Genomic DNA, 20,949 nt, shown 5'->3' on the forward strand with positions numbered 1-20,949 from the left:
CCAACTTTCTCACCAGGTGGCTGGCAGCTCGGGCGCCGGAGCGCCGGATGGAACGGTCCGATACTTCTTCAGCACCTGGCTCATCACGTCTCGGAAGACGGGGGCGGATGCGGCGGACGAGTTCATCTTAACGGGAGAGGCGAGACTCACCGAAACCACGAACTGCGGGTCGTCTGCGGGGGCGAAACCCGATACCGAGACGAGGTAGTCGCCCGAGTACCCCCCTGCGCCGTCGGACACCTGAGCGGTACCCGTCTTCGCCGCGACGCGGTACCCGGGGATGTTCCACTCGTCGGCGAGCCAGCCGTGCAGGTACACCTGCTCGAGCATCTCGGAGGTCTGCTTCGCCGCCTGCTCGGAGATCACGCGTCGGCCGGTGCCGTCGGGGGCTGCGGTCACCTCGCCGTCGGGCTGGGTGCACCCCTCGACGAGGGTGACCGGCATCCGCACACCGCCGTTCGCGATGGTTTGGTAGAGGCTCGCGATCTGCACGGCGGTCGTGGTGAGTCCCTGACCGAACATCGTCGCGTACTTGGTCTGGTTGTCCCACTCATCGGGGTCGCCGTGCAGGTCGCCGGTCTCCTCACCCGGGAACCCCACCTCGGTCTCCTCGCCGAGGCCGAACCCCCGCATGTAGTCGTAGCGCACCCGGTCGCTCAACCGCTCGCCGAACAGCGACATGCCCGTGTTCGACGAGTCGATGAGCACGCCGGTCAGCGTGTAGTTGGTCGCGTCGTGGAAGAAGCTGTCGTTGACGTCGGCGCCGTTCGGCGCGATGTACCGATAGTCGGCCGTGACGCCGGGCTCGCCCTGGCCGGCGTCGAGCACCGACGCCGCGGTCAGCGCCTTGAACGTCGAGCCAGGCTCGAACGGCGCGGTGAACGCCCGCGAGCCGCGATCGTCGGAGTCGACGCTCGTCGGGTCGTTGGGATCGACGGTCGGCACGTCGGCAACGGCGAGCAGCCGCCCGGTCTTCGCCTCCATCACGGTCACGGTCGCCCACGCCGCGCCGGTCGCCTGCACTTGCGCCTCGGCGATACGCTGCACCGCGTACTGCAGGTCGGCATCGATCGTGAGCTGCAGCGTGCCTCCGTCTCGTGCCTTCTTCACGACCTGCTCACTGCCCGGGATGGTCACCCAGTCTTTGAGGCTCCGCAGCGACCGGACCTTTCCGTCTTCGCTGGCGAGGCACTCGTCGGCCGCCTCCTCGAGCCCCGCCTGCGGCACGCCGTCGATGTCGGTGAAGCCGATCAGGTTGCCGGCCACCGCGCCGTTCGGGTAGCGGCGGGCCGGATGCTCGTGCGGCACCAGCCACGGGATACCGAGGGCTCGCACCTGTTCGAAGGTCTCGGTGTCGACGAGTCGCGCGACGTACTCGAAATCGGAGTCGGGGTTCGCTGCGAGCGCGTCGTCGATGAGCTTGAGGACATCGGCCGGCGTGCGCCCGAACACCTCGGCGATCTCGGCCGCCGATTGCTCGATCGGCACGTCGATGATCTTCGTCTCGCCCGGGTGGTCGGGGTCGTCCACCTCGCGCGTGAACGGCCCCGACCTCGCCTGCTTCGGCGAGAGCGCGATGTCGTAGCGCATCACACTGTCGGCGAGCACCACCCCGTTCGCGTCGACGATCTCGCCTCGCGTGCCGAACACCTGCTCGGTGCGCGAGCGGATGTCGAGTGCGTCCTCGTTGAGCTCGGCCGCGCGCACCACCTGGATGTCGACGAGTCGCACGATGAACAGTCCCACCATCGCGACGAGCACCAGTGCGGTGACGATGATGCGCCGCATCGGGTGCTTGGCGGTGCGGTTCATCCGGTGCGGTCCTCCGTCGGGGCGAGATCGGTCGTGGTCAGTGGGTGGACGGCGTCGGCAGCGCGTCGGCGACCGGAGGTTCGGCGCTTCCTGCCGCTCCCCCGCCGGTGGCCTCCGCCCCGCCCGGGCCGGTGCCGGGCTCCTGAGCAGGAGTCTGCTGTTGCGGCAGTTCGTTCACCGGCGGCACGCCGTCGATGAGCGAATTCGGGACGAGCGGCCCCGATGCCTGCGCGCCGCCCTCGGCGGCGCTCGGCTGACCGAGCACCGCACCGTTGCTGAGCTGCAGGTACACGGGGTCGGTGCCGGGCACCATGCCGATCGACTCGGCGTTCTGGGCGATGTTCTGGGGCGACTCGAGCCGGTCGAGGTCTTCCCGGAGCTTCTGCTGTTCCCGCTCGAGCTTGATCTGCTGCATCTGGTAGCCGTCGATCTCGTAGGCGCCCTCGGTGAGCGCCAGCGACAGCAGCAGTTGCGCGATGACGATCGCCACGAGGCCGCCGATTGCACTGATCGCGTACACGAGTCGGGGCGCCCGACGCCGTTGCGACCGCGGCACGGGACGCAGCCCGGGTACCGCCGACTGCTCGCCGGCCCGGCGCCCGGGGCGACGGTCGGGGGCGGGCCGCGTCTGAGCGGGCACTGCGCTCATGACGGCCTCCTCACGCGTTCGGCCGCTCGGAGCCTCACGGGCTTCGCGCGGGGGTTCTCGGCCTGTTCGGCCTCGCTGGCCAGTTCGGCACCGCGGACGAGCAGCTTGAACCGGGGGCGGTGCTCGGGCAGCTCCATGGGGAGCCCGGCCGGCGCCGTCGACGTCGACGCCGCCTGGAACGCGCGCTTGACGATGCGGTCCTCGAGCGACTGGTAGGCGAGCACGACGATGCGCCCGCCGACCTGGAGTGCGTCGAGCGCGGCTGGAACGGCCCGCTCGAGCACCGAGAGCTCTTCATTCACCTCGATGCGCAGCGCCTGGAACACCCGCTTGGCGGGGTGCCCCTGCCGCTGCACGGCCACCGGCGTGGCATCCGTGATGATCGCGACCAGCTCGGCCGAGCGGGTGATCGGATGGTCCGCCCGAGCCCGCACGATCGCCCGCGCGTAGCGCGCGGCGAGCTTCTCCTCGCCGTAGTCGAGGAAGATCCGGCGCAGGTCGTCTTCGGACGCCTCGGCGATCACGTCGGCCGCGGTGCGCCCGCGCGAGGAGTCCATGCGCATGTCGAGCGGGGCGTCCTTGGAGTACGCGAAGCCGCGTTCGGCGCGGTCGAGCTGCAGCGAGGAGACGCCGAGGTCCATGAGCACGCCATCGACCTCGTCGTAGCCTTCCCGCCGGATCGCGCGGCCGATGCCGTCGTAGACCGTGTGCACGAAGCGGGCGCGGTCGCCGAACGGTGCGAGCCGCTCGCGGGCGATGGCGAGCGCGTCGAGATCGCGGTCCAGGCCGATGACGGTGAGCCCGGTGAACCGCTCGAGCAGCGCGCGGGCGTGACCGCCCATGCCGAGCGTCGCGTCGACGAGCACCGCGCCGTCGTGGTCGATCGCCGGTGTCAGCAGCTCGACGGTGCGCTCGAGCATGACGGGGGTGTGGATGCGTTCGATGTCCATGATCCGTTCCGGTCTTTCTGGGCCCCGGGGCCCGATCCCCATCCGTTCGTCCTGAAGCGGGGAAGTGCCTCAGGTCGACGGCTGGGAGTCGGGCCCAGGGGACTCAGAAGAGCCCCGGAATCACCTCCTCCGCCGTCTCCGCGAAGGCCGCCTCCTGCTCGGCGAGGTATGTCTGCCACGCCTGCGCATTCCAGATCTCCACCCGGCTCCCGGCGCCGATGACGGCGAGGTCGCGTTCGAGCCCCGCGTACGCGCGGAGCGTGGCGGGGATGATGACCCGGTTCTGCTTGTCGGGGGTCTCCGCGGATGCCCCTGACAGGAAGACGCGCATGTAGTCGCGCGCCTGCTTGCTCGTCACGGGGGCCTGGCGGATCTTGTCGCTCATGCTCTCGAACTCCCTCGCGCTGAACACGTAGACGCAGCGTTCCTGCCCGCGTGTGAGCACGAGACCGTTCGACAGTTCGTCCCGGAACTTCGCCGGAAGAATGACGCGGCCCTTCTCATCGAGCTTCGGCTCGTACGTCCCGAGGAACACTGCGCCACCCCCTTTCCTCCGGCCAGGGATCCAGGTAGCGCCACTTTACTCCACTCTCCTCCACTCAGCAACGACGCGGAGGATTCAGCACCACTTCCGGGGTCTCGACACCCGCGGAATCGCGCGGATTCTCGTGGGTGGATGGAAGTGGAGGGATTTCGCGCAACCGGGCGCGTCAGGCGCTGCCGCTGGCCTGCGAGCGTGCGTCACCGTCGCTGCGGATGCCCCGCACCCGCGCCCGGAACGCCGAAAACGGGCCGATCATTCGATCGACCCGTTCAGGTGGTGGGAAGTGGAGGGCTACTCGCCGCCCTCCTGGCGGCGATCCCAGCGGTCGTTCAACCGGTCCATGAAGCCGCGCTGGCCCCGCGTGCCCGACGACGACGGCGGCGGCCCGGCCGGCGATGCCCCGGCAGCGCTGCGCTTGCCCGGGGTGATGGCGATGAGCACGCCGGCGAACATGAGCGCGAACCCGATGATTCCGACGATCAACAGCTGCAGAGCGACGCCGGCGATGAGGCCGCCCACGCCGAGGAGCGCGAGCAGGATTCCGAGCACGATCGATCGATAGTTGGGGCGACCTCGCCCGCCGACGGCGGCCACGAAGTCGGCGTCATTGCGGTAGAGGTTGCGCTCCATCTCCTCGAGAAGACGTTGCTCCTGCTCTGAAAGCGGCATCTCATTCCCCTCAGGTTCGGGATCGACGCATCCTTCCCGCATTCTAGCGCCGAGGGCCGTCGCTAGGCTAGGCGGGTGGCCAACGGTTCCCGACTCGTCGACCTCGTCCAGACCCGGATCGAGGAGTTCCTCGCCGACCGTGGTTCGATTCTCGTCGACATCAGCCCCGACCTGGGTGCTCCGCTCGACTTCTCAAGGCGCTTTCTCAGCGGCGGCAAGCGATTCCGCGCACGCTTCTGCCACGCGGGGTGGCGAGCGGCGGCCGGACCCGCCGACCTCGACCCGGCACCCGTGGTGGCCGCTGCGGCCGCGCTCGAGCTCTTCCACGCCGCCGCCCTCGTGCACGACGACCTCATCGACAACTCCGACACGCGTCGCGGCGCCCCGTCCGCGCATCGGCTGTTCGAGCGGCTGCACGCCGATTCGGGCTGGAACGGCGACGCGGCCGAGTACGGCCGGGCGGCCGCGATCCTGCTGGGCGACCTGATCCTCGGCTGGAGCGACGAACTGCTCGACGAGGCCCTCTCGCTGCTCGACGACCGCACAGCCGCCCGCCTGGCCCGCGCCGAGTTCATGCGCATGCGCACCGAGGTCGCCGCCGGGCAGTACCTCGACATCCTCGAGGAGCGCGCGTGGTCGACCCGCGGCGAGCACGCCCAGCGCGAGCTCGCTGAGCGAGTCGTCGTCTACAAGTCGGCGAAGTACAGCATCGTCGCTCCCTTGCGCATCGGCGCCGCGATCGGAGGGTCCGCACCGATCGTCGCCGATGCGCTCGCCGACTTCGGCCTGCCGCTGGGCGTCGCATTCCAGCTGCGCGACGATCTACTCGGCGTCTACGGCGACCCCGCGCTCACGGGCAAGCCCGCCGGCGACGACCTCCGGGAGGGCAAGCGCACCTTGCTCGTCGCGATCGCGCGCGAGCGCCTCGGCGCCGGGCAGCGTCGCATCCTCGACGAGCTGCTCGGCGACCCCGCGCTCACCGCAGGCCAGGTCGCCACCCTCCAGCAGACGATCGCGCGATGCGGCGCCGTCGACGAGGTCGAGACGATCATCTCCGCGCAGCTCGAGCGCGCATACGCCGCCCTCGACGACGCACCCGTCGACGACGCGGCGAAGGCCGAGCTCCGAGCGCTCGGCGCCTCGGTCACCCGCCGATCGAGCTGAGCCCCGTTTCGGGGGCGGGCCCGCCGCACGAGTCGAGCGAGACCGCGCAGGTCAGGCGAGCGCCTGCGCGACCCGGCGCACCTCGCTCTTGCGACCCGAGCGCAGGGCCTCGATCGGCGTCGTGCCCAGGCTGTCGTCCACCGCCAGCAGCCACTCGAGCGACTCGTCATCGGTGAAGCCCGCATCGGCGAGCACGATCGCGGTGCCGTGCAGCTCGGGCAGCGGTGCGTCGTCGCGCAGGAACGCGGCCGGCACCTTCAGCACCCCGTCGACGCGGGCTGCGAGCAGGTAGCGGTCGGCGATCAGCCGGCGCACGCGGCTCGGGCTCTGGCCAAGGAGTTCGACGAGGTCGGGTACGGTCAGCCACTCGGTCGCGGGTGCTTCGGTCACGATCCAAGCCTGCCATGACCCGCGGCCGGTCGGGAAGCGGTCGGATGCCTCGCTCGAGCCCGTCCGGTCCGGCCGGTCGGGGCGACCCGCGCCGAGGTCGTTGACTCGTCCCGGCCGCTGTGCGAGCGTGACGCCTGGCACGACATCGCAAGGGGGGACGATGGAGGGTCGGAGACACCCGCGCCGACGCGGAACCGTCGGGTCGGGCGAGGCGAGCGAGGCCGAGCCGCGACGGCTTCGACGCATCCTCGCCACGCCGATCGCGGTGCTCGGTGCGGTGGCGGTCACGCTGGGCATCGCGCCGCCCGCCGACGCGGCCGCGCCGCCGGCACCCAAGCGCCAGCCGAAGCCGAAGGCCGAGTCCCACCGCCCGCACTCGAGCCCGCACGCGACGGTGGCCGGCAGCGCTCCGGCGGAGTACGTGGTCGTGGCCGGCGACACCGTGAGCGGCATCGCCGAGCGGTTCGGGCTCGCCACCGCCGAGGTGCTCGCGCTGAACGGGCTGGGTTGGTCCACGCTCATCTTCCCCGGCCAGCGCCTGCTGCTGCGAGCCGGCGGCGAGCCGCACGAACCACCGCCCACCACCGCTCCCGACCTGACCCGGCACACGGTCGTCGAGGGCGACACCGTCATCGGCATCGCCGATGCGCACGGCCTCGACGTCGGCGCCGTCCTGAGCGCCAACGGACTCGACCGCACGAGCCTCATCTTCCCGGGCGAGCAACTGGTGCTTCCGCTCGGCGCGACTGCCTCGGCGCCCGCGCCCGAACCCGTATCCGAACCCGCGCCAGCACCCGAACCCACGCCCGCGCCGGGTCCCGCGGAACCCGTCGAGCCCGTGGCATCCGTCTCGATGCCCCTCAACGACGAGACCCGGCAGAACGCGGTGACCATCATCGAGATCGGCCGCAGCCTCGGCGTGCCCGACCGGGGCATCGTGATCGCGCTCGCCGCGGCGGCGCAGGAGTCGGGCCTGAAGAACTCCCCCACCGGAGATGCCGACTCACTGGGGCTCTTCCAGCAGCGGCCGAGTCAGGGCTGGGGCACCCCCGAGGAGGTCATGGATCCGGTGCGGGCGACGACGGCGTTCTACGGCGGCGATGCGAACCCCAACCCGGGTCGTACCCGCGGCCTGCTCGATGTACCCGGATGGGAATCGATGACGCTCACGCAGGCCGCCCAGGCCGTGCAGATCAGCGCCCACCCCGAGCGCTACGCCAAGTGGGAGGAGCAGGCGAGTGCCTGGCTCGCCGAGCTCGGCTGACACCCCGCCGAGCCAGAGGATCACGATGGGATTGCGATCCGCGGCGGCCCGGTGTGTATCCGGCGCGGGGAATGCCCAGATCCCTACACTCGAACGGTGACCACGTCGCCGCCCGATCCCATGATCGGCCGTCTCATCGACGGCCGCTATCAGGTGCGGTCGCGCATCGCGCGGGGCGGCATGGCGACGGTGTATCTGGCGACCGACCTGCGTCTCGAGCGCCGCGTGGCGATCAAGATCATGCACGGCCACCTCGCCGACGACAACACGTTCAAGACCCGGTTCGTGCAGGAGGCGCGTTCGGCAGCTCGGCTCGCCCACCCGAACGTGGTGAACGTATTCGACCAGGGCCAGGACGCCGACATGGCGTACCTCGTCATGGAGTACCTGCCCGGCATCACGCTGCGCGACCTGCTGAAGGACTACAAGCGGCTCACCCCCGAGCAGACCGTCGACATCATGGACGCCGTGGTCGCGGGCCTCGCCGCTGCGCACCAGGCCGGCATCGTGCACCGTGACCTGAAGCCCGAGAACGTGCTGCTGGCCGACGACGGCCGGATCAAGCTCGGCGATTTCGGACTCGCTCGGGCCGTCTCGGCGAACACCGCGACCGGCCAGGCGCTGCTCGGCACCATCGCGTATCTCTCCCCCGAGCTCGTCACGCGCGGCGTGGCCGACGCCCGCAGCGACATCTACGCGCTCGGCATCATGATGTACGAGATGCTCACGGGTGAGCAGCCCTACGTCGGCGAAGCGCCGATGCAGATCGCCTACCAGCACGCGAACGACAGCGTGCCGGTGCCCTCGTCGAAGAACCCGGCCGTCCCGCACGAGCTCGACGAGCTCGTACGCTGGGCGACCGCGCGCGACCCGCACGACCGCCCCGCCGACGCGCGCGAACTGCTGCTGCGCCTCCGTGAGATCGAGCCCGTCGTCCGCGGAACCGCCGCCGCACCGTTCGCGAGCATCCCCCTCTCGAGTGCGATGACCGAGACCGCCCCGCTCGCGGCCACCCGGGTGCTCGACCCCGCGGTCGCGGACGCACCACTCGTCGACGAGGTGGGCGAGACCGGCGAGACGGATGCTTCGAAGCTCACCGCGCTCACGCAACGTCGCCGCCGGCGCGGATACTGGATCTTCGCGTTCGTGCTGGTGCTCACGGGGCTCGCCGCCGGAACCGGCTGGTACTTCGGCGCCGGCCCGGGCGCCTTCGAGACCGTGCCCGAGACGGCGTCCCTCTCGCCCGACGAGGCGACCGCGCTGCTGCAGCAGAGCGGCTTCTCGGTCGTGCCCGACGAGCGCAACGACCCCGTGATCGCCGCAGGCCTCGTATCGGGCACCGATCCCGAGGCCGGTGCCAGCGCGCAGCGCGGATCGCAGGTGCACCTCTTCGTGTCGCTCGGCCCGCGGATCCTCGACGTGCCCCAGGTGGTCGGCATGAGCCAGGCCGACGCCCGCGCGCACCTCGTCGAGTTCGCCGTCGCCGACGACATCGTGCAGCAGTACTCGGGCGACGCCCCCGTCGACACCGTCATCGCGCTGCTCGACGGCGACGGCGCACCCCTGCCCGCCACCTACCCCGAGCGCGGCGCCATCACCCTCGTCGTGTCGGCCGGGGCGATCCCCGCCGTCACGGGTATGCCCGCCGCCGACGCCGAGGCCGCGCTCGTCGACGCCGGGCTCACGGTCGACTACGGCGACGACGTGTTCAGCGACGACGTCGAGGCGGGCATCGTGGTCTCCCAGACCCCGAACGCCGACCCGATGCGCCCCGGCGACACCGTCACGCTCGTCGTCTCCAAGGGGCCCGATCTCGTCGAGGTGCCGAACGTGATCACCGGGCAGACGGTCGCGCAGGCGCGCGCGCAGCTCGAAGCACTCGAATTCGCCGTGAGCTCCAACGTTCCCGAATTCCTCGAGGGCGCGGTCGTGGCGACCGTGCAGTCGCCCGCCGCGGGCGAGCGTGTCAAGCGCGGCTCGGAGATCCAGGTCAACTTCGGCTGACCCGGATCCCCGGCACCGCGATCAGCGTGCGGCGAGCTCCTCGGCCACGAGGAATGCGAGCTCGAGCGACTGCATGTGGTTCAGGCGGGGGTCGCACAGCGACTCGTACCGCGTCGCGAGGGTGGCCTCGTCGATGTGCTCGCTGCCGCCCAGGCACTCGGTGACATCGTCGCCCGTGAGCTCGACGTGAATGCCGCCCGGGTGCGTGCCCGCGTCGCGGTGGGCCTCGAAGAACCCGCGCACCTCGTCGACCACGTCGTCGAAGCGTCGAGTCTTGTAGCCGGTCGGCGTGGTGATGCCGTTGCCGTGCATCGGGTCGGTGACCCACAGCGGGTTCGCGTCGCTCGCCTTGATCGCCTCGAGCAGCGGCGGCAGCGCGTCGCGGATCTTCCCCGCGCCCATGCGCGTGATGAACGTGAGCCGACCCGGTTCGCGGTTGGGGTCGAGCTTCTCGACGAGCTCGAGCATCACCTCGGGGGTCGTGGTCGGGCCGAGCTTCACGCCGATGGGGTTGCGCACACGCGAGAGGAAGTCGACGTGCGCGCCGTCGAGCTCGCGCGTGCGCTCGCCGATCCAGAGGAAGTGCGCCGACGTGTCGTACGGCGTTCCGGTGCGCGAGTCGATGCGGGTCATGGGCCGCTCGTAGTCCATGAGCAGGCCTTCGTGACCGGTGTAGAACTCGGTGCGCTTCAGCTCCTCGAAGTCGGCACCGCACGCCTCCATGAACTTCACCGCGCGATCGATCTCGCGGGCCAGCTTCTCGTAGCGGATGTTCGCCGGGTTCGCGGCGAAGCCGCGGTTCCACTGGTGCACCTGGCGCAGATCGGCGAAGCCGCCCTGCGTGAACGCACGGATCAGGTTCAGCGTCGAGGCGGCCATGTGGTAGCCGCGCACCAGACGCCGAGGGTCGGCTGTTCGCGACTCGGCCGTGAAGTCGTAGCCGTTCACGATGTCGCCCCGGTACGCCGGCAGCGTCACATCGCCACGGGTTTCGGAATCGCTCGAGCGGGGCTTGGCGAACTGGCCGGCCATGCGCCCCATCTTCACCACCGGCATCGATGCGCCGTACGTGAGCACGACCGCCATCTGCAGCACGGTCTTGACCCGGTTGCGGATCTGGTCGGCCGTGGCACCCGCGAACGTCTCGGCGCAGTCGCCGCCCTGCAGCAGGAACGCCTGACCGCGGGAGGCCGCCGCCAGCCGATCGCGCAGCATGTCGACCTCGCCGGCGAACACCAGGGGCGGCAGCGTGGCGAGCTCGGCCGATGCGGCGTGCAACTCGTCGAGGTCGGACCACTGCGGCTGCTGCTTGATCGGCAGCGTGCGCCAATAGTCGAGGCCCGCGATCACGGAGGGATCTGCGTTCACTACGGGCTCGACGAGCTGGTCCACTGGTTCGTCCTGAATCGGTTCGGGCGCGCGACGGCGCGGGTGGGTTCGATGACGGATGTCCCGCAGGGCACCCGATCTTCGAGCCTAGCGCGACTGCGAGGCGCGTTGCTCCTTCACGGAGGTCGCGTAGACGTCGACGTACTCCTGGTCGCTGAGCCGACGCAGGTGGTGCACGAGCTCGTCCGTCACACTCCGCAACACGAAGCGATCGCCCTCCATGCCGGCGAACCGCGAGAAGTCGAGCGGTTCGCCGATGATGATGCCGATGCGACGGATCCGCGGCAGCCGGGTGCCGATGGGCATAACCGCCTCGGTGCCGATCATCGCGACGGGGATCACCTGCGCGCCCGACTCGAGCACCATGCGCGCGACGCCGGTGCGGCCGCGGTACAGCTTGCCGTCGGGGCTGCGGGTGCCCTCGGGGTAGATGCCGAGCACCCGCCCCTCGCCGAGCACCCGCAAGCCGGTGTTGAGCGAGGCTTCGGACGCCTTGCCGCCCGAGCGGTCGATCGGCAGTTGGCCGGCCGACTGGAAGAACATCCGCGTGGCCCAGCCCTTCAGCCCCCGGCCGGTGAAGTACTCGCTCTTCGCGAGGAAGACCACGGGGCGGTCGACCACGAGCGGCAGGAAGATCGAGTCGATGAACGACAGGTGGTTCGAGGCGAGGATCACGGGGCCGGTCGTCGGGATGTTCCGGAGCCCCGTCACCCACGGGCGGAAGATCGCCAGCACGATCGGGCCGACCACGATGTGCTTCATGATCCAGTAGAACAACCCGGACTCCTTCCGCGGTCCTGGCTCAGCCTACTCGCCGGCCCGCTGGACGCGATCGGCGACGTGCACGCGCGCGAGGTCGGCCGCGCCGACCACCCCGGCGTCGTTCACGAGCTCGGCGATCACGAAGTCGGGCTCGGGGTGGTAGCCGCGCGCCGGGAGGTGCTGGCGGAAGGCCTCGCGAATCGGATCCAGCAGCAGCTCGCCGGCATCGGCCACTCCCCCGCCGATCACGAATCGCTGCGGGTCGAGCACCGCGGCGAGGCTCGCGGACGCCTCGCCGATCCAGTGGCCGAGCTGGCGCAGGGCGGCGATGGCGCCGGCGTCCTCCTCCATGATGAGCGCACCGATCAGACGGCCGTCGAGCGCACCATGCTCGTCGCGAACGCGCGCGAGACGCTGCCCGATGCCGCCGGCGTCGGCGATCTCATCGGCCATGCGCAGCAGCGCACGCCCCGACCCGTACTGCTCGAGGCATCCGTGCTGGCCGCACCCGCACGCGTACCCGCCGGGAACGAGCCGAAGGTGGCCCAATTCGGCGCCCGCGCCGAACCCGCCGCGGAAGAGGTGGTCGTTCGCGACGATCGCTCCGCCGACCCCGGTGCCGATCGTGAGCATCACCATGTCGCTCACGAGTCGCCCGGCACCGAACCGGAACTCCGCCCAGCCCGCCGCGTTCGCGTCGTTGTCGACGACGACGGTCGTTCCGACGCGCGCTTCGAGCTTCTGGCGCAGCGGTTCGTTGCGCCAGTCGATGTTCGGCGCATAGAACACCGTCGACTGGGCTGCATCGACGAAGCCGGCAGCCGCGACGCCGACCGCCGCGACCTCGTGGTGCGACTGCAGGCGGGTGATCATCTCGACCACCGCGTCTTCGAGAGCGCCGGGTTCGAGAGGGGTGGGCACCCGCTCGGCGTCGACGATCTCACCGAGCTCGTCGATCACCGCCCCCGCGATCTTGGTGCCGCCGATGTCGATGCCGATCGCAAGGGACACGCGTGTCGTCCTCCGGGTCAGGGGTGGGTGGGGATGCCCCGACAGAGCCGTCGACGCACCGACTAGAGTGTAGTCAACCCCATGCCGAGGAACCGTGCGGCGACCCGAAACCCCCGTACCACCCTCCCGGTGCCGAAGGAGCTACCGTGATCGAATTCGAAACCCCAGCGCTCGTCCCCGCCGATCCTGACGCGAACACGACCGATCTGCTGGTCGAGCGGGTCGCCGCGACGCCCGACTCGGTGCTGTTCTCGCTGCCCACCGCCGACGGCGGCTGGTCGCCCGTGACCACGCGCGAGTTCTACGACCAGGTGATCGCGCTCGCGAAGGGCCTCGTGGCCGCCGGCATCCAGCCGGGCGACAAGATCGGCCTCATGAGCAAGACCCGCTACGAGTGGACCTTGATCGACTTCGCGACCTGGTTCGCGGGCGCCATCCTGGTGCCGGTCTACGAGACCAGCTCCCCCGCGCAGGTGCGGTGGAACCTCAGCGACTCGGGTGCGATCGCGATGATCGCCGAGACCGCCGACCACTTCGCCCGATTCGACGAGGTGCACCCCGACCTGCCCGCGATCCGCAACGTCTGGCAGATCGACCTCGGCGACCTCGACAAGCTCGCCGCGGGCGGCACCGGGGTCTCCGACGATGAGATCGAGCGTCGCCGCAAGCTCGCCAAGGGCGCCGACATCGCCACCCTCATCTACACGTCGGGCACCACCGGCCGGCCCAAGGGCTCGGTGCTCACCCATTCGAACTTCGTCGAGCTCAGCCGCAACGCCGCGGTCGCGCTCGAAGAGGTCGTGCTCGACCCGAACGGTGCCTCGACGCTCCTGTTCATCACGACCGCGCACGTGTTCGCGCGATTCATCTCGGTGCTCTGCGTGCACGGGGGTGTGCGCGTCGGCCACCAGCCCGACACCAAGCAGCTGCTGCCCTCGCTGGGCAGCTTCCAGCCGACCTTCCTGCTCGCGGTGCCGCGGGTGTTCGAGAAGGTCTACAACGTGTCCGAGCAGAAGGCCGAGGCCGGCGGCAAGGGCAAGATCTTCCGCAGTGCGGCCGACACGGCGGTCGCCTACTCGACCGCGCTCGAATCGGGTTCGGTGCCATTCGGGCTGAAGCTCAAGTTCAAGCTGTTCGACGTGCTCGTGTTCGGCAAGCTGCGCGCCGCGATGGGCGGCAAGGTCAAGTACGCCGTCTCGGGCTCGGCGCCGCTGGGCGCGCGCCTCGGCCACTTCTATCACGCGCTCGGCATCACGATCCTCGAGGGCTACGGCCTCACCGAGACCACCGCCCCCGCGACGGTCAACCTGGCGAAGAAGTCGAAGATCGGCACCGTGGGGCCCGCGCTGCCCGGGGTGGGCGTACGCGTCGCCGACGACGGCGAGATCCTCGTCAAGGGCATCAACGTCTTCCAGGGCTACTGGCAGAACGCCGAGGCGACCGCCGAGGCGTTCGACGGCGAATGGTTCAAGACCGGCGACCTCGGCGCGTTCGACGACGACGGGTTCCTCACCATCACCGGCCGCAAGAAAGAGATCATCGTCACGGCGGGCGGCAAGAACGTCTCGCCGGCAGCGCTCGAAGACCCGATCCGCGCCAACCCGCTCGTCGGGCAGGTCGTGGTGGTCGGCGACCGCAAGCCGTTCATCTCGGCGCTCGTGACGCTCGACCCCGAGATGCTGCCGGTGTGGCTGAACAACAACGGCGAGGACGCCGGCATGAGCCTCGACGAGGCCACCCGCAACCCCGCCGTGCTCGCCGAGGTGCAGCGGGCCATCGATGCCGCGAACGAGACCGTGTCGCGCGCCGAGTCCATCCGCAAGTTCACCGTGCTGCCGCTCGAGCTCACCGAGGCCAGCGGCCACCTGACGCCGAAGCTCAGCATCAAGCGCAACGTCATCCTCGAGGACTTCGCCGTCTCGATCGAGGAGATGTACTCGGGCGCCCCGGCTACCGAGGGCATCTCGACGGCCGGCTGAGCACCGGCTTCGACCACGAGGGGCCCCACGGCGATGCCGCGGGGCCCCTCTTCCTGCATCTGACGGGCGTCGCCCGCTCAGAACCAGTCGGACTCGCGCACCTGACGCATCGCGACGCGGCGCTCGGCCGGCTCCAGCCGGTCGAGGTAGAGCAGCCCGTCGAGATGGTCGGTCTCGTGCTGCAGCGCCTGCGCCATCAGCCCGGTGCCCGCCACCTCGATCTCGTTGCCGTCGAGGTCGATCCCCCGCACCCGCGCATACGCGTAGCGAGGGGTCTTGTGCCAGAGACCCGGCACCGAGAGGCACCCCTCGTCGATCTTCTCGACCTCGCCCGAGACCTCCACGATCTCGGGATTGATGACGTACCCGACCTCGCCGTCGACGTTGTAGCTGAACGCGCGCAGGTTCACGCCGATCTGCGACGCGGCGACGCCGGCTCGGCCGGGCAGGCGCACGCTGTCGATCAGGTCGGCCACCAGCGCGCGCACACCGTCGTCGATCTGTTCGACGGGGGCGGAGACGGTCTTCAGGACGGGGTCGCCGAACAGGCGAATGGGTCGTTCCGGCACGGATGCTCCGATCAGTGCCCGCGCTCGACGGGCAGGCCCTCGACCACGAGGGCGGCGAGCTCGCGCGCGGCGTCGCGGGTGACCTGGCGGAGTCCCTGCCAGTGCACCACCGATCCGGCGGCGAGTTGGGGGTCATAGGGGATGCGGACGATCTCACGGACTCGCGACGCGAAGTGCGCCTCGATCTCGTCGACCTTCACGAGGTGTGTGCCCTGGGTGGCGAGGTTGATCGCGACGACCGCGTTGCGGACGAGCTCGCCGTACCCGTTCGCCTCGAGCCAGGTGAGCGTCTCGGACGCGAGACGCGCCTCGTCGACGCTGCCGCCCGACACGATCACGATCGAGTCGGCGCGCTCGAGGGTCGAGCGCATGACCGCGTGCACGATGCCCGTGCCGCAGTCGGTGAGCACGATCGAGTAGTAGCGCGCCGCCAGCGCGGCGACGATGTTGTAGTCGTCGTCGTCGAACGCCTCCGACAGGTGCGGGTCGGTGTCCGACGCGAGGATGTCGAGACGCGTCTCGTCGCGCGAGACGAATGTCGAGAAGTCGGTGTAGCCGCCGATCGACGAGGCCTTGGCCACGACCCCGCGCACCGTCTCGCGGGTCTGGCGGTCGACGCGCTCGGCGAGGGTGCCGCGGTCGGGGTTCGCGTCGATGGCGATGACACGGTCGTCGCGGGCATCGGCGAGGGCCATGCCGAGCAGCGTCGTGACGGTCGTCTTGCCGACGCCGCCCTTGCGGGTGAGCACCGGCACGAAGCGTGCACCGCCCTCGAACCGTCGGCCGATGCGCTCGTTCATGGCTTTGTGGGCGCGCACCTTCGCCGAGTCGCCGAGGTTCACGACGTGGAACGTCGCCTCGTACAGGAACCGGTTGAACCCGCCGTGCGGAACCGGCCGGGTGGCACGCGTGACGTCGATCAGCCGATCGGCGGTGAGCGATTCGCTCGGCTCGGGGGCCTCCGCCGGCAACGCGGGCTGGGTCGACACCTCGACCACGGCGGCATGGGCGCCGGTGTCGGCTCGCGGGTCGACCCGGGAGTCGCGCCGTGCGTCGGCATCGGCGGCGAGCAGCGCGCCGTAGGGCGACGCGTCACGCCGATGGGCGCCGAGGTATCCCCCGCCGCTGGCCACGACCTCGATCGAGCGGGTGGTCGGCGCGATCTCGCCGGGATTCACCGCGACGTCGTCGATCGAGACTGCCACCTCGTCGGCCGGCACCTCGCGCACGGGCGCCGGGGGCAGATCGACCCGAACGCTCAGGCTCTCGGGAAGATCGGCACCGCCCTGCCGGCGATCATCCACGGCGTATCGACCCGATGCTCCGGTTCCCCCGTGCCCGCCGGTACGACCCGCACGGAACTGTCCATCCTGTTGCTCAACCACCGAGACCCCTCTCTCCAGCGGAACGATGCCCCAGCCTAGCGCGCACGCACCACGACGATCAGGTCTCCGGCCTCGACTTGCTGCGTCTTCGGGATGGCGACCCGCTCGACGACCCCGTCGATGGGGGACGTGATCGCCGCCTCCATCTTCATGGCCTCGATCGATGCGACGGCCTGACCGGCGGCCACCTCGGCGCCCTCATCGACCTGCAGCGTGACCACGCCCGAGAACGGCGCGGGCACCTGGCCCGGCTGCGAGGCATCCGCCTTCTCGGCCGAGCGGGCCTCGATCGCGACCGAGCGATCACGCACGAAGACCGGCCGCAACTGGCCGTTCAGCGTGGTCATGACCGTGCGCATGCCCTTCTCATCGACCTCGCCGATGGCCTCGAGCCCCGCGTAGAGCCGGACTCCGCGGTCGATCTCGATGACGTGCTCCTGGCCGGGGCGCAGGCCGTACAGGTAGTCGGCGGTGTCGACGACCGACAGGTCGCCGAACAGCTCGCGGATCTGCTCGAACTGGCGCGTCGGCGCCGGGAACAGCAGCGTGTTGAGCCGCGCGCGACGCGTGACGCTGTCGGCCTCGAGCGCGGCGCGGTCGTCGTCGCTCAGCTCGTTCACCGAGACGCGTACGTCGCGCCCGGCGAGGACCTTCGTGCGGAACGGCTCGGGCCAACCGCCCGGCAGATCGCCGAGCTCGCCCGCCATGAAGCCGATCACGGAGTCGGGGATGTCGTACTTCTCGGGGTGCGCCTCGAAGTCGGCGGGGTCGGCGCGCACCGCGGTGAGGTGCAGTGCCAGGTCGCCGACCACCTTCGATGACGGGGTCACCTTCGGCACTCGGCCGAGGATGGCGTTCGCCGCCGCGTACATGTCCTCGATGAGTTCGAAGTCGTCGGCCAGGCCGAGTGCGATCGCCTGCTGGCGCAGGTTCGAGAGCTGCCCGCCGGGGATCTCGTGGTGGTACACGCGGCCGGTCGGGCCCGGCAGCCCCGACTCGAACGGGCGGTACAGGCGGCGTACCGCCTCCCAGTAGGGCTCGAGGTCGCTGACGGCCTGCAACGAGAGGCCGGTGTCGCGCTCGGTGTGCGCGAGCGCGGCGACCAGCGCGGACGCGGAGGGCTGGCTGGTCGTGCCCGCCATCGGCGCACTCGCGACGTCGACTGCGTCGACCCCCGCGCGGCTCGCCGCGAGCAGCGTGGCGAGTTGGCCGCCGGCGGTGTCGTGCGTGTGCAGGTGCACCGGCAGGTCGAAGCGCTCGCGCAACGCCCCGACGAGCCGCTCGGCGGCCGCGGGGCGCAGCAGGCCCGCCATGTCCTTGATCGCGAGCACGTGCGCGCCGGCCTCGACGATCTCGTCGGCGAGGCGCAGGTAGTAGTCGAGCGTGTACAGGTCTTCGGCGGGGTCGAGCAGGTCGCCCGTGTAGCAGAGCGCGACCTCGGCGACGGCATGCCCGGTCTCGAGCACGGCGTCGATCGCCGGGCGCATCTGCGAGATGTCGTTCAGGGCGTCGAAGATGCGGAAGATGTCGACACCCGTCGACGCGGCCTCGCGAACGAACGCGTCGGTCACCTCGGTCGGGTACGGCGTGTACCCGACCGTGTTGCGCCCCCGCAGCAGCATCTGGATCGCGACGTTCGGCAGGGCCGCGCGCAGCGTGGCGAGGCGCTCCCACGGGTCTTCGCCGAGGAACCTGAGCGCGACGTCGTAGGTCGCACCACCCCAGGCCTCGACCGAGAGCAGGCCCGGCGTGAGCCGGGCGACGTACGGTGCCACCGCGACCAGGTCCTTCGTGCGCACGCGGGTGGCGAGCAACGACTGGTGTGCGTCGCGGAAGGTCGTCTCGGTGACCGCGAGCGGCGTCTGGGCGCGGAGCGCCGCCGCGAACCCGGCCGGGCCGAGCTCGAGGAGTCGCTGACGCGAGCCGTCGGGCGCCGGAGCAGCCAGGTCGATCGACGGCAGCTTGTCGACGGGCCGCACGCTGATCGGGGCGGCGCCGTTCGGCTGATTCACCGTGACATCCGCCAGCCAGTTGAGGATCTTGGTGCCGCGGTCCTTCGACACCCGGCCGCGAAGCAACTGCGGGCGCTCCTCGATGAACGAGGTGCTGAGGTCGCCGGCGATGAACGACGGGTCGTCGAGCACGGCCTGGAGGAACGAGATGTTCGTGGAGACGCCGCGGATCCGGAACTCGGCCAGGGCACGACGTGCGCGGGCGACGGCCGCCGGGTAGTCGCGCGCGCGGCAGGTGAGCTTGGCGAGCATCGAGTCGAAGTGCGGGCTGATCTGCGAACCCGCCGCCGTGGTACCGCCGTCGAGGCGGATCCCGGCACCGCCCGGCGAGCGATAGGTGGTGATCTTGCCGGTGTCGGGGCGGAAGCCCGCGGTCGGGTCCTCGGTGGTGATGCGGCACTGCAGCGCCGCGCCACGGAGCCGGATGTCATCCTGCCGAAGCCCGAGGTCGGCGAGCGTCTCGCCCGCCGCGATGCGCATCTGCGACACCACGAGGTCGACGTCCGTGACCTCTTCGGTGACGGTGTGCTCGACCTGGATGCGCGGGTTCATCTCGATGAACACGTGCTGCCCGGCCCGCTCGCCCGCGGTGTCGAGCAGGAACTCGACGGTGCCCGCGTTCACGTACCCGATCGAGCGCGCGAACGCCACCGCGTCACGGTAGAGCGACTGACGCACCTCGTCGGAGAGGTTCGGCGCCGGCGCGATCTCGATGACTTTCTGGTGGCGGCGCTGCACCGAGCAGTCGCGCTCGAAGAGGTGCACCGTCTCGCCCGTGGCATCCGCGAGGATCTGGACCTCGATATGGCGCGGTCGCAGCACCGCCTGCTCGAGGAACATCGTCGGGTCGCCGAACGCGCTGTCGGCCTCGCGCATCGCCTCCTCGAGCGCGGGACGCAGCTCGTCGAACGTGTTGACCCGGCGCATCCCGCGCCCGCCGCCGCCCGCGACCGCCTTCGCGAAGATCGGGAATCCGATCTCGTCGGCCTGCGACACGAGCAGCTCGATGTCGCGCGACGGCGCCGTCGACTTCAGCACCGGCACGCCCGCGGCGATCGCGTGCTCTTTCGCCGTCACCTTGTTGCCCGCCATCTCGAGCACGGACTTCGTCGGGCCGATGAACGCGATGCCGGCGTCGGCCGCCGCCTGCGCGAGCTCGGGGTTCTCGGAGAGGAACCCGTACCCGGGGTAGATGGCGTCGGCCCCCGACTCCTTGGCGACTCGGATGATCTCGGCGACGTCGAGGTAGGCGCGAACCGGATGCCCCGGCTCACCGATCTGATACGCCTCGTCGGCCTTCAGCCGGTGCAGCGAGTTGCGGTCCTCGTAGGGGTAGACGGCGACCGTCTTGGCCCCGAGCTCGACGGCCGCGCGAAACGCTCGGATGGCGATCTCACCGCGATTGGCGACCAGGATCTTGGTGAACATCGAGACCTTTCTCAGCAGTTCTCAGCAGTGGGGACTCGCTCAGCGAACGCGGAGGTAGCGCCCGCCGATCAAAGGTAACGTATCTGTTCGTGCACGTTCTCTCGGTCAGTTCTCTGAAGGGCGGGGTCGGCAAGACCACCGTCACCCTCGGACTGGCGTCGGCAGCCTTCGCGCGCGGGGTGCGCACGCTTGTCGTCGACCTGGATCCGCAGTCCGACGTCTCGACCGGAATGGACATCCAGGTGGCCGGCCACCTCAACGTGGCCGACGTCCTCGCCTCGCCGAAGGAGCGCATCGTGCGCTCGGCGATCGCCCCGAGCGGCTGGGCCCGTCAGAACCCGCAGTCGACGATCGACGTCATGATCGGCAGCCCGTCGGCCATCAACTTCGACGGTCCGCACCCCTCGATCCGCGACATCTGGAAGCTCGAAGAGGCGCTCGCCAACGTCGAGAACGACTACGAGCTCGTGCTCATCGACTGCGCGCCGTCGCTCAACGCGCTGACCCGCACGGCGTGGGCCGCCAGCGATCGCGTGGCCGTCGTGACCGAGCCGGGCCTGTTCTCGGTCGCCGCTGCCGACCGCGCGCTCCGCGCGATCGAGGAGATCCGTCGGGGTCTGTCCCCCAGACTCCAGCCGCTCGGCATCATCGTGAACCGGGCCCGCGTGCAATCGCTCGAGCACCAGTTCCGCATCAAAGAGCTGCGGGACATGTTCGGTCCGCTCGTGCTCTCGCCCCAGCTGCCCGAGCGCACCTCGCTTCAGCAGGCGCAGGGCGCGGCCAAGCCGCTGCACATGTGGCCGGGCGAGAGCGCCGAAGAGATGTCGGCGCACTTCGACCAACTGCTCGAGCGCGTGCTGCGCACCGCCCGCATCGGCGAGTTCGCCCAGCAGCCGCTCACCGGCCCGACGCAGCTGCCGCTCGAGTCGGGCGCGCACTGAATAGCAGCGCGGCGCGCGTCAGTCCAC

Annotated in this window: 17 protein-coding genes; 5 read left to right on the forward strand and 12 right to left on the reverse strand. The window is 70.4% G+C overall.

What is annotated here, in order from left to right:
• Positions 1 to 9: 9 nt before the first annotated feature.
• From FLP10_RS01265 to FLP10_RS01285, 5 genes are all read right to left on the reverse strand, one after another.
• A complete protein-coding gene (locus FLP10_RS01265; RefSeq protein ID WP_149159218.1) occupies positions 10 to 1,812 on the reverse strand; it encodes a peptidoglycan D,D-transpeptidase FtsI family protein in 1,803 nt (600 codons plus the stop codon).
• A gap of 37 nt (positions 1,813 to 1,849) precedes the next feature.
• Positions 1,850 to 2,461 carry a cell division protein FtsL gene (ftsL, locus tag FLP10_RS01270; RefSeq protein WP_149159219.1) on the reverse strand — a complete coding sequence of 204 codons (612 nt, stop codon included), beginning with the start codon at positions 2,459 to 2,461 and terminating at the stop codon, positions 1,850 to 1,852.
• Positions 2,458 to 3,411, reverse strand: a complete 954-nt coding sequence (gene rsmH, locus FLP10_RS01275) for a 16S rRNA (cytosine(1402)-N(4))-methyltransferase RsmH (protein WP_149159220.1) — start codon at positions 3,409 to 3,411, stop codon at positions 2,458 to 2,460. The genes ftsL and rsmH overlap by 4 nt, the downstream gene beginning before the upstream one ends.
• Positions 3,412 to 3,514: 103 nt before the next feature.
• Positions 3,515 to 3,946, reverse strand: a complete 432-nt coding sequence (gene mraZ / locus FLP10_RS01280; protein ID WP_149159221.1) for a division/cell wall cluster transcriptional repressor MraZ — start codon at positions 3,944 to 3,946, stop codon at positions 3,515 to 3,517.
• 300 nt (positions 3,947 to 4,246) lie between these two features.
• The gene (locus tag FLP10_RS01285) at positions 4,247 to 4,624 is read right to left on the reverse strand and encodes a DUF3040 domain-containing protein (protein ID WP_149159222.1); all 378 of its coding nucleotides are present in this window, start codon (positions 4,622 to 4,624) and stop codon (positions 4,247 to 4,249) included.
• 75 nt (positions 4,625 to 4,699) lie between these two features.
• On the opposite strand from FLP10_RS01285, the gene FLP10_RS01290 reads away from it, so the two are divergent.
• A complete protein-coding gene (locus FLP10_RS01290; protein WP_149159223.1) occupies positions 4,700 to 5,788 on the forward strand; it encodes a polyprenyl synthetase family protein in 1,089 nt (362 codons plus the stop codon).
• A 51-nt stretch (positions 5,789 to 5,839) separates the two neighbouring features.
• Here FLP10_RS01290 and FLP10_RS17655 read toward each other — a convergent pair whose 3' ends face one another.
• Entirely contained in the window at positions 5,840 to 6,178 is a 339-nt protein-coding gene (locus tag FLP10_RS17655; RefSeq protein WP_149159224.1) for an Rv2175c family DNA-binding protein, read from the reverse strand.
• A gap of 160 nt (positions 6,179 to 6,338) precedes the next feature.
• On the opposite strand from FLP10_RS17655, the gene FLP10_RS01300 reads away from it, so the two are divergent.
• Together FLP10_RS01300 and pknB are read left to right on the forward strand one after the other, a co-directional pair.
• Positions 6,339 to 7,442 (forward strand): lytic transglycosylase, encoded by a 1,104-nt coding sequence (locus tag FLP10_RS01300; protein ID WP_149159225.1) that lies wholly within the window; start codon positions 6,339 to 6,341, stop codon positions 7,440 to 7,442.
• Between the two features lie 120 nt (positions 7,443 to 7,562).
• Entirely contained in the window at positions 7,563 to 9,446 is a 1,884-nt protein-coding gene (gene pknB, locus FLP10_RS01305; RefSeq protein ID WP_425457639.1) for a Stk1 family PASTA domain-containing Ser/Thr kinase, read from the forward strand.
• A 21-nt stretch (positions 9,447 to 9,467) separates the two neighbouring features.
• On the opposite strand, the gene FLP10_RS01310 is transcribed toward pknB, so the two are convergent.
• The 3 genes from FLP10_RS01310 to FLP10_RS01320 form a co-directional block, all read right to left on the reverse strand.
• Positions 9,468 to 10,796, reverse strand: coding sequence for a class II 3-deoxy-7-phosphoheptulonate synthase (locus tag FLP10_RS01310; protein WP_149162018.1), 1,329 nt, complete (start codon positions 10,794 to 10,796; stop codon positions 9,468 to 9,470).
• Between the two features lie 126 nt (positions 10,797 to 10,922).
• Positions 10,923 to 11,612, reverse strand: coding sequence for a lysophospholipid acyltransferase family protein (locus tag FLP10_RS01315; RefSeq protein WP_149159227.1), 690 nt, complete (start codon positions 11,610 to 11,612; stop codon positions 10,923 to 10,925).
• Between the two features lie 30 nt (positions 11,613 to 11,642).
• Entirely contained in the window at positions 11,643 to 12,608 is a 966-nt protein-coding gene (locus tag FLP10_RS01320; RefSeq protein ID WP_149159228.1) for an ROK family glucokinase, read from the reverse strand.
• Between the two features lie 146 nt (positions 12,609 to 12,754).
• On the opposite strand from FLP10_RS01320, the gene FLP10_RS01325 reads away from it, so the two are divergent.
• Positions 12,755 to 14,587 (forward strand): AMP-dependent synthetase/ligase, encoded by a 1,833-nt coding sequence (locus FLP10_RS01325; RefSeq protein ID WP_149159229.1) that lies wholly within the window; start codon positions 12,755 to 12,757, stop codon positions 14,585 to 14,587.
• Between the two features lie 77 nt (positions 14,588 to 14,664).
• Here the strand turns inward: FLP10_RS01325 and def are convergent, their stop codons facing one another.
• The 3 genes from def to FLP10_RS01340 all read right to left on the reverse strand — a co-directional run bounded on the left by def (position 14,665) and on the right by FLP10_RS01340 (position 19,981).
• Positions 14,665 to 15,156, reverse strand: coding sequence for a peptide deformylase (def, locus tag FLP10_RS01330; protein WP_149159230.1), 492 nt, complete (start codon positions 15,154 to 15,156; stop codon positions 14,665 to 14,667).
• Positions 15,157 to 15,167: 11 nt separating this feature from the next.
• Positions 15,168 to 16,460: a MinD/ParA family ATP-binding protein gene (locus FLP10_RS01335; RefSeq protein WP_246150113.1), complete on the reverse strand. Its 1,293-nt coding sequence runs from the start codon at positions 16,458 to 16,460 to the stop codon at positions 15,168 to 15,170.
• Positions 16,461 to 16,576: 116 nt separating this feature from the next.
• Complete coding sequence (locus tag FLP10_RS01340; RefSeq protein ID WP_149159232.1) at positions 16,577 to 19,981, reverse strand: pyruvate carboxylase; 3,405 nt, start codon at positions 19,979 to 19,981, stop codon at positions 16,577 to 16,579.
• An 89-nt stretch (positions 19,982 to 20,070) separates the two neighbouring features.
• Between FLP10_RS01340 and FLP10_RS01345 the strand changes: the two genes are divergently transcribed.
• Positions 20,071 to 20,922, forward strand: a complete 852-nt coding sequence (locus FLP10_RS01345; RefSeq protein WP_149159233.1) for a ParA family protein — start codon at positions 20,071 to 20,073, stop codon at positions 20,920 to 20,922.
• The last annotated feature ends 27 nt before the right edge of the window (positions 20,923 to 20,949 follow it).

The sequence above is a fragment of the Agromyces intestinalis genome (assembly GCF_008365295.1).
GTDB classification, from domain to species: domain Bacteria; phylum Actinomycetota; class Actinomycetes; order Actinomycetales; family Microbacteriaceae; genus Agromyces; species Agromyces intestinalis.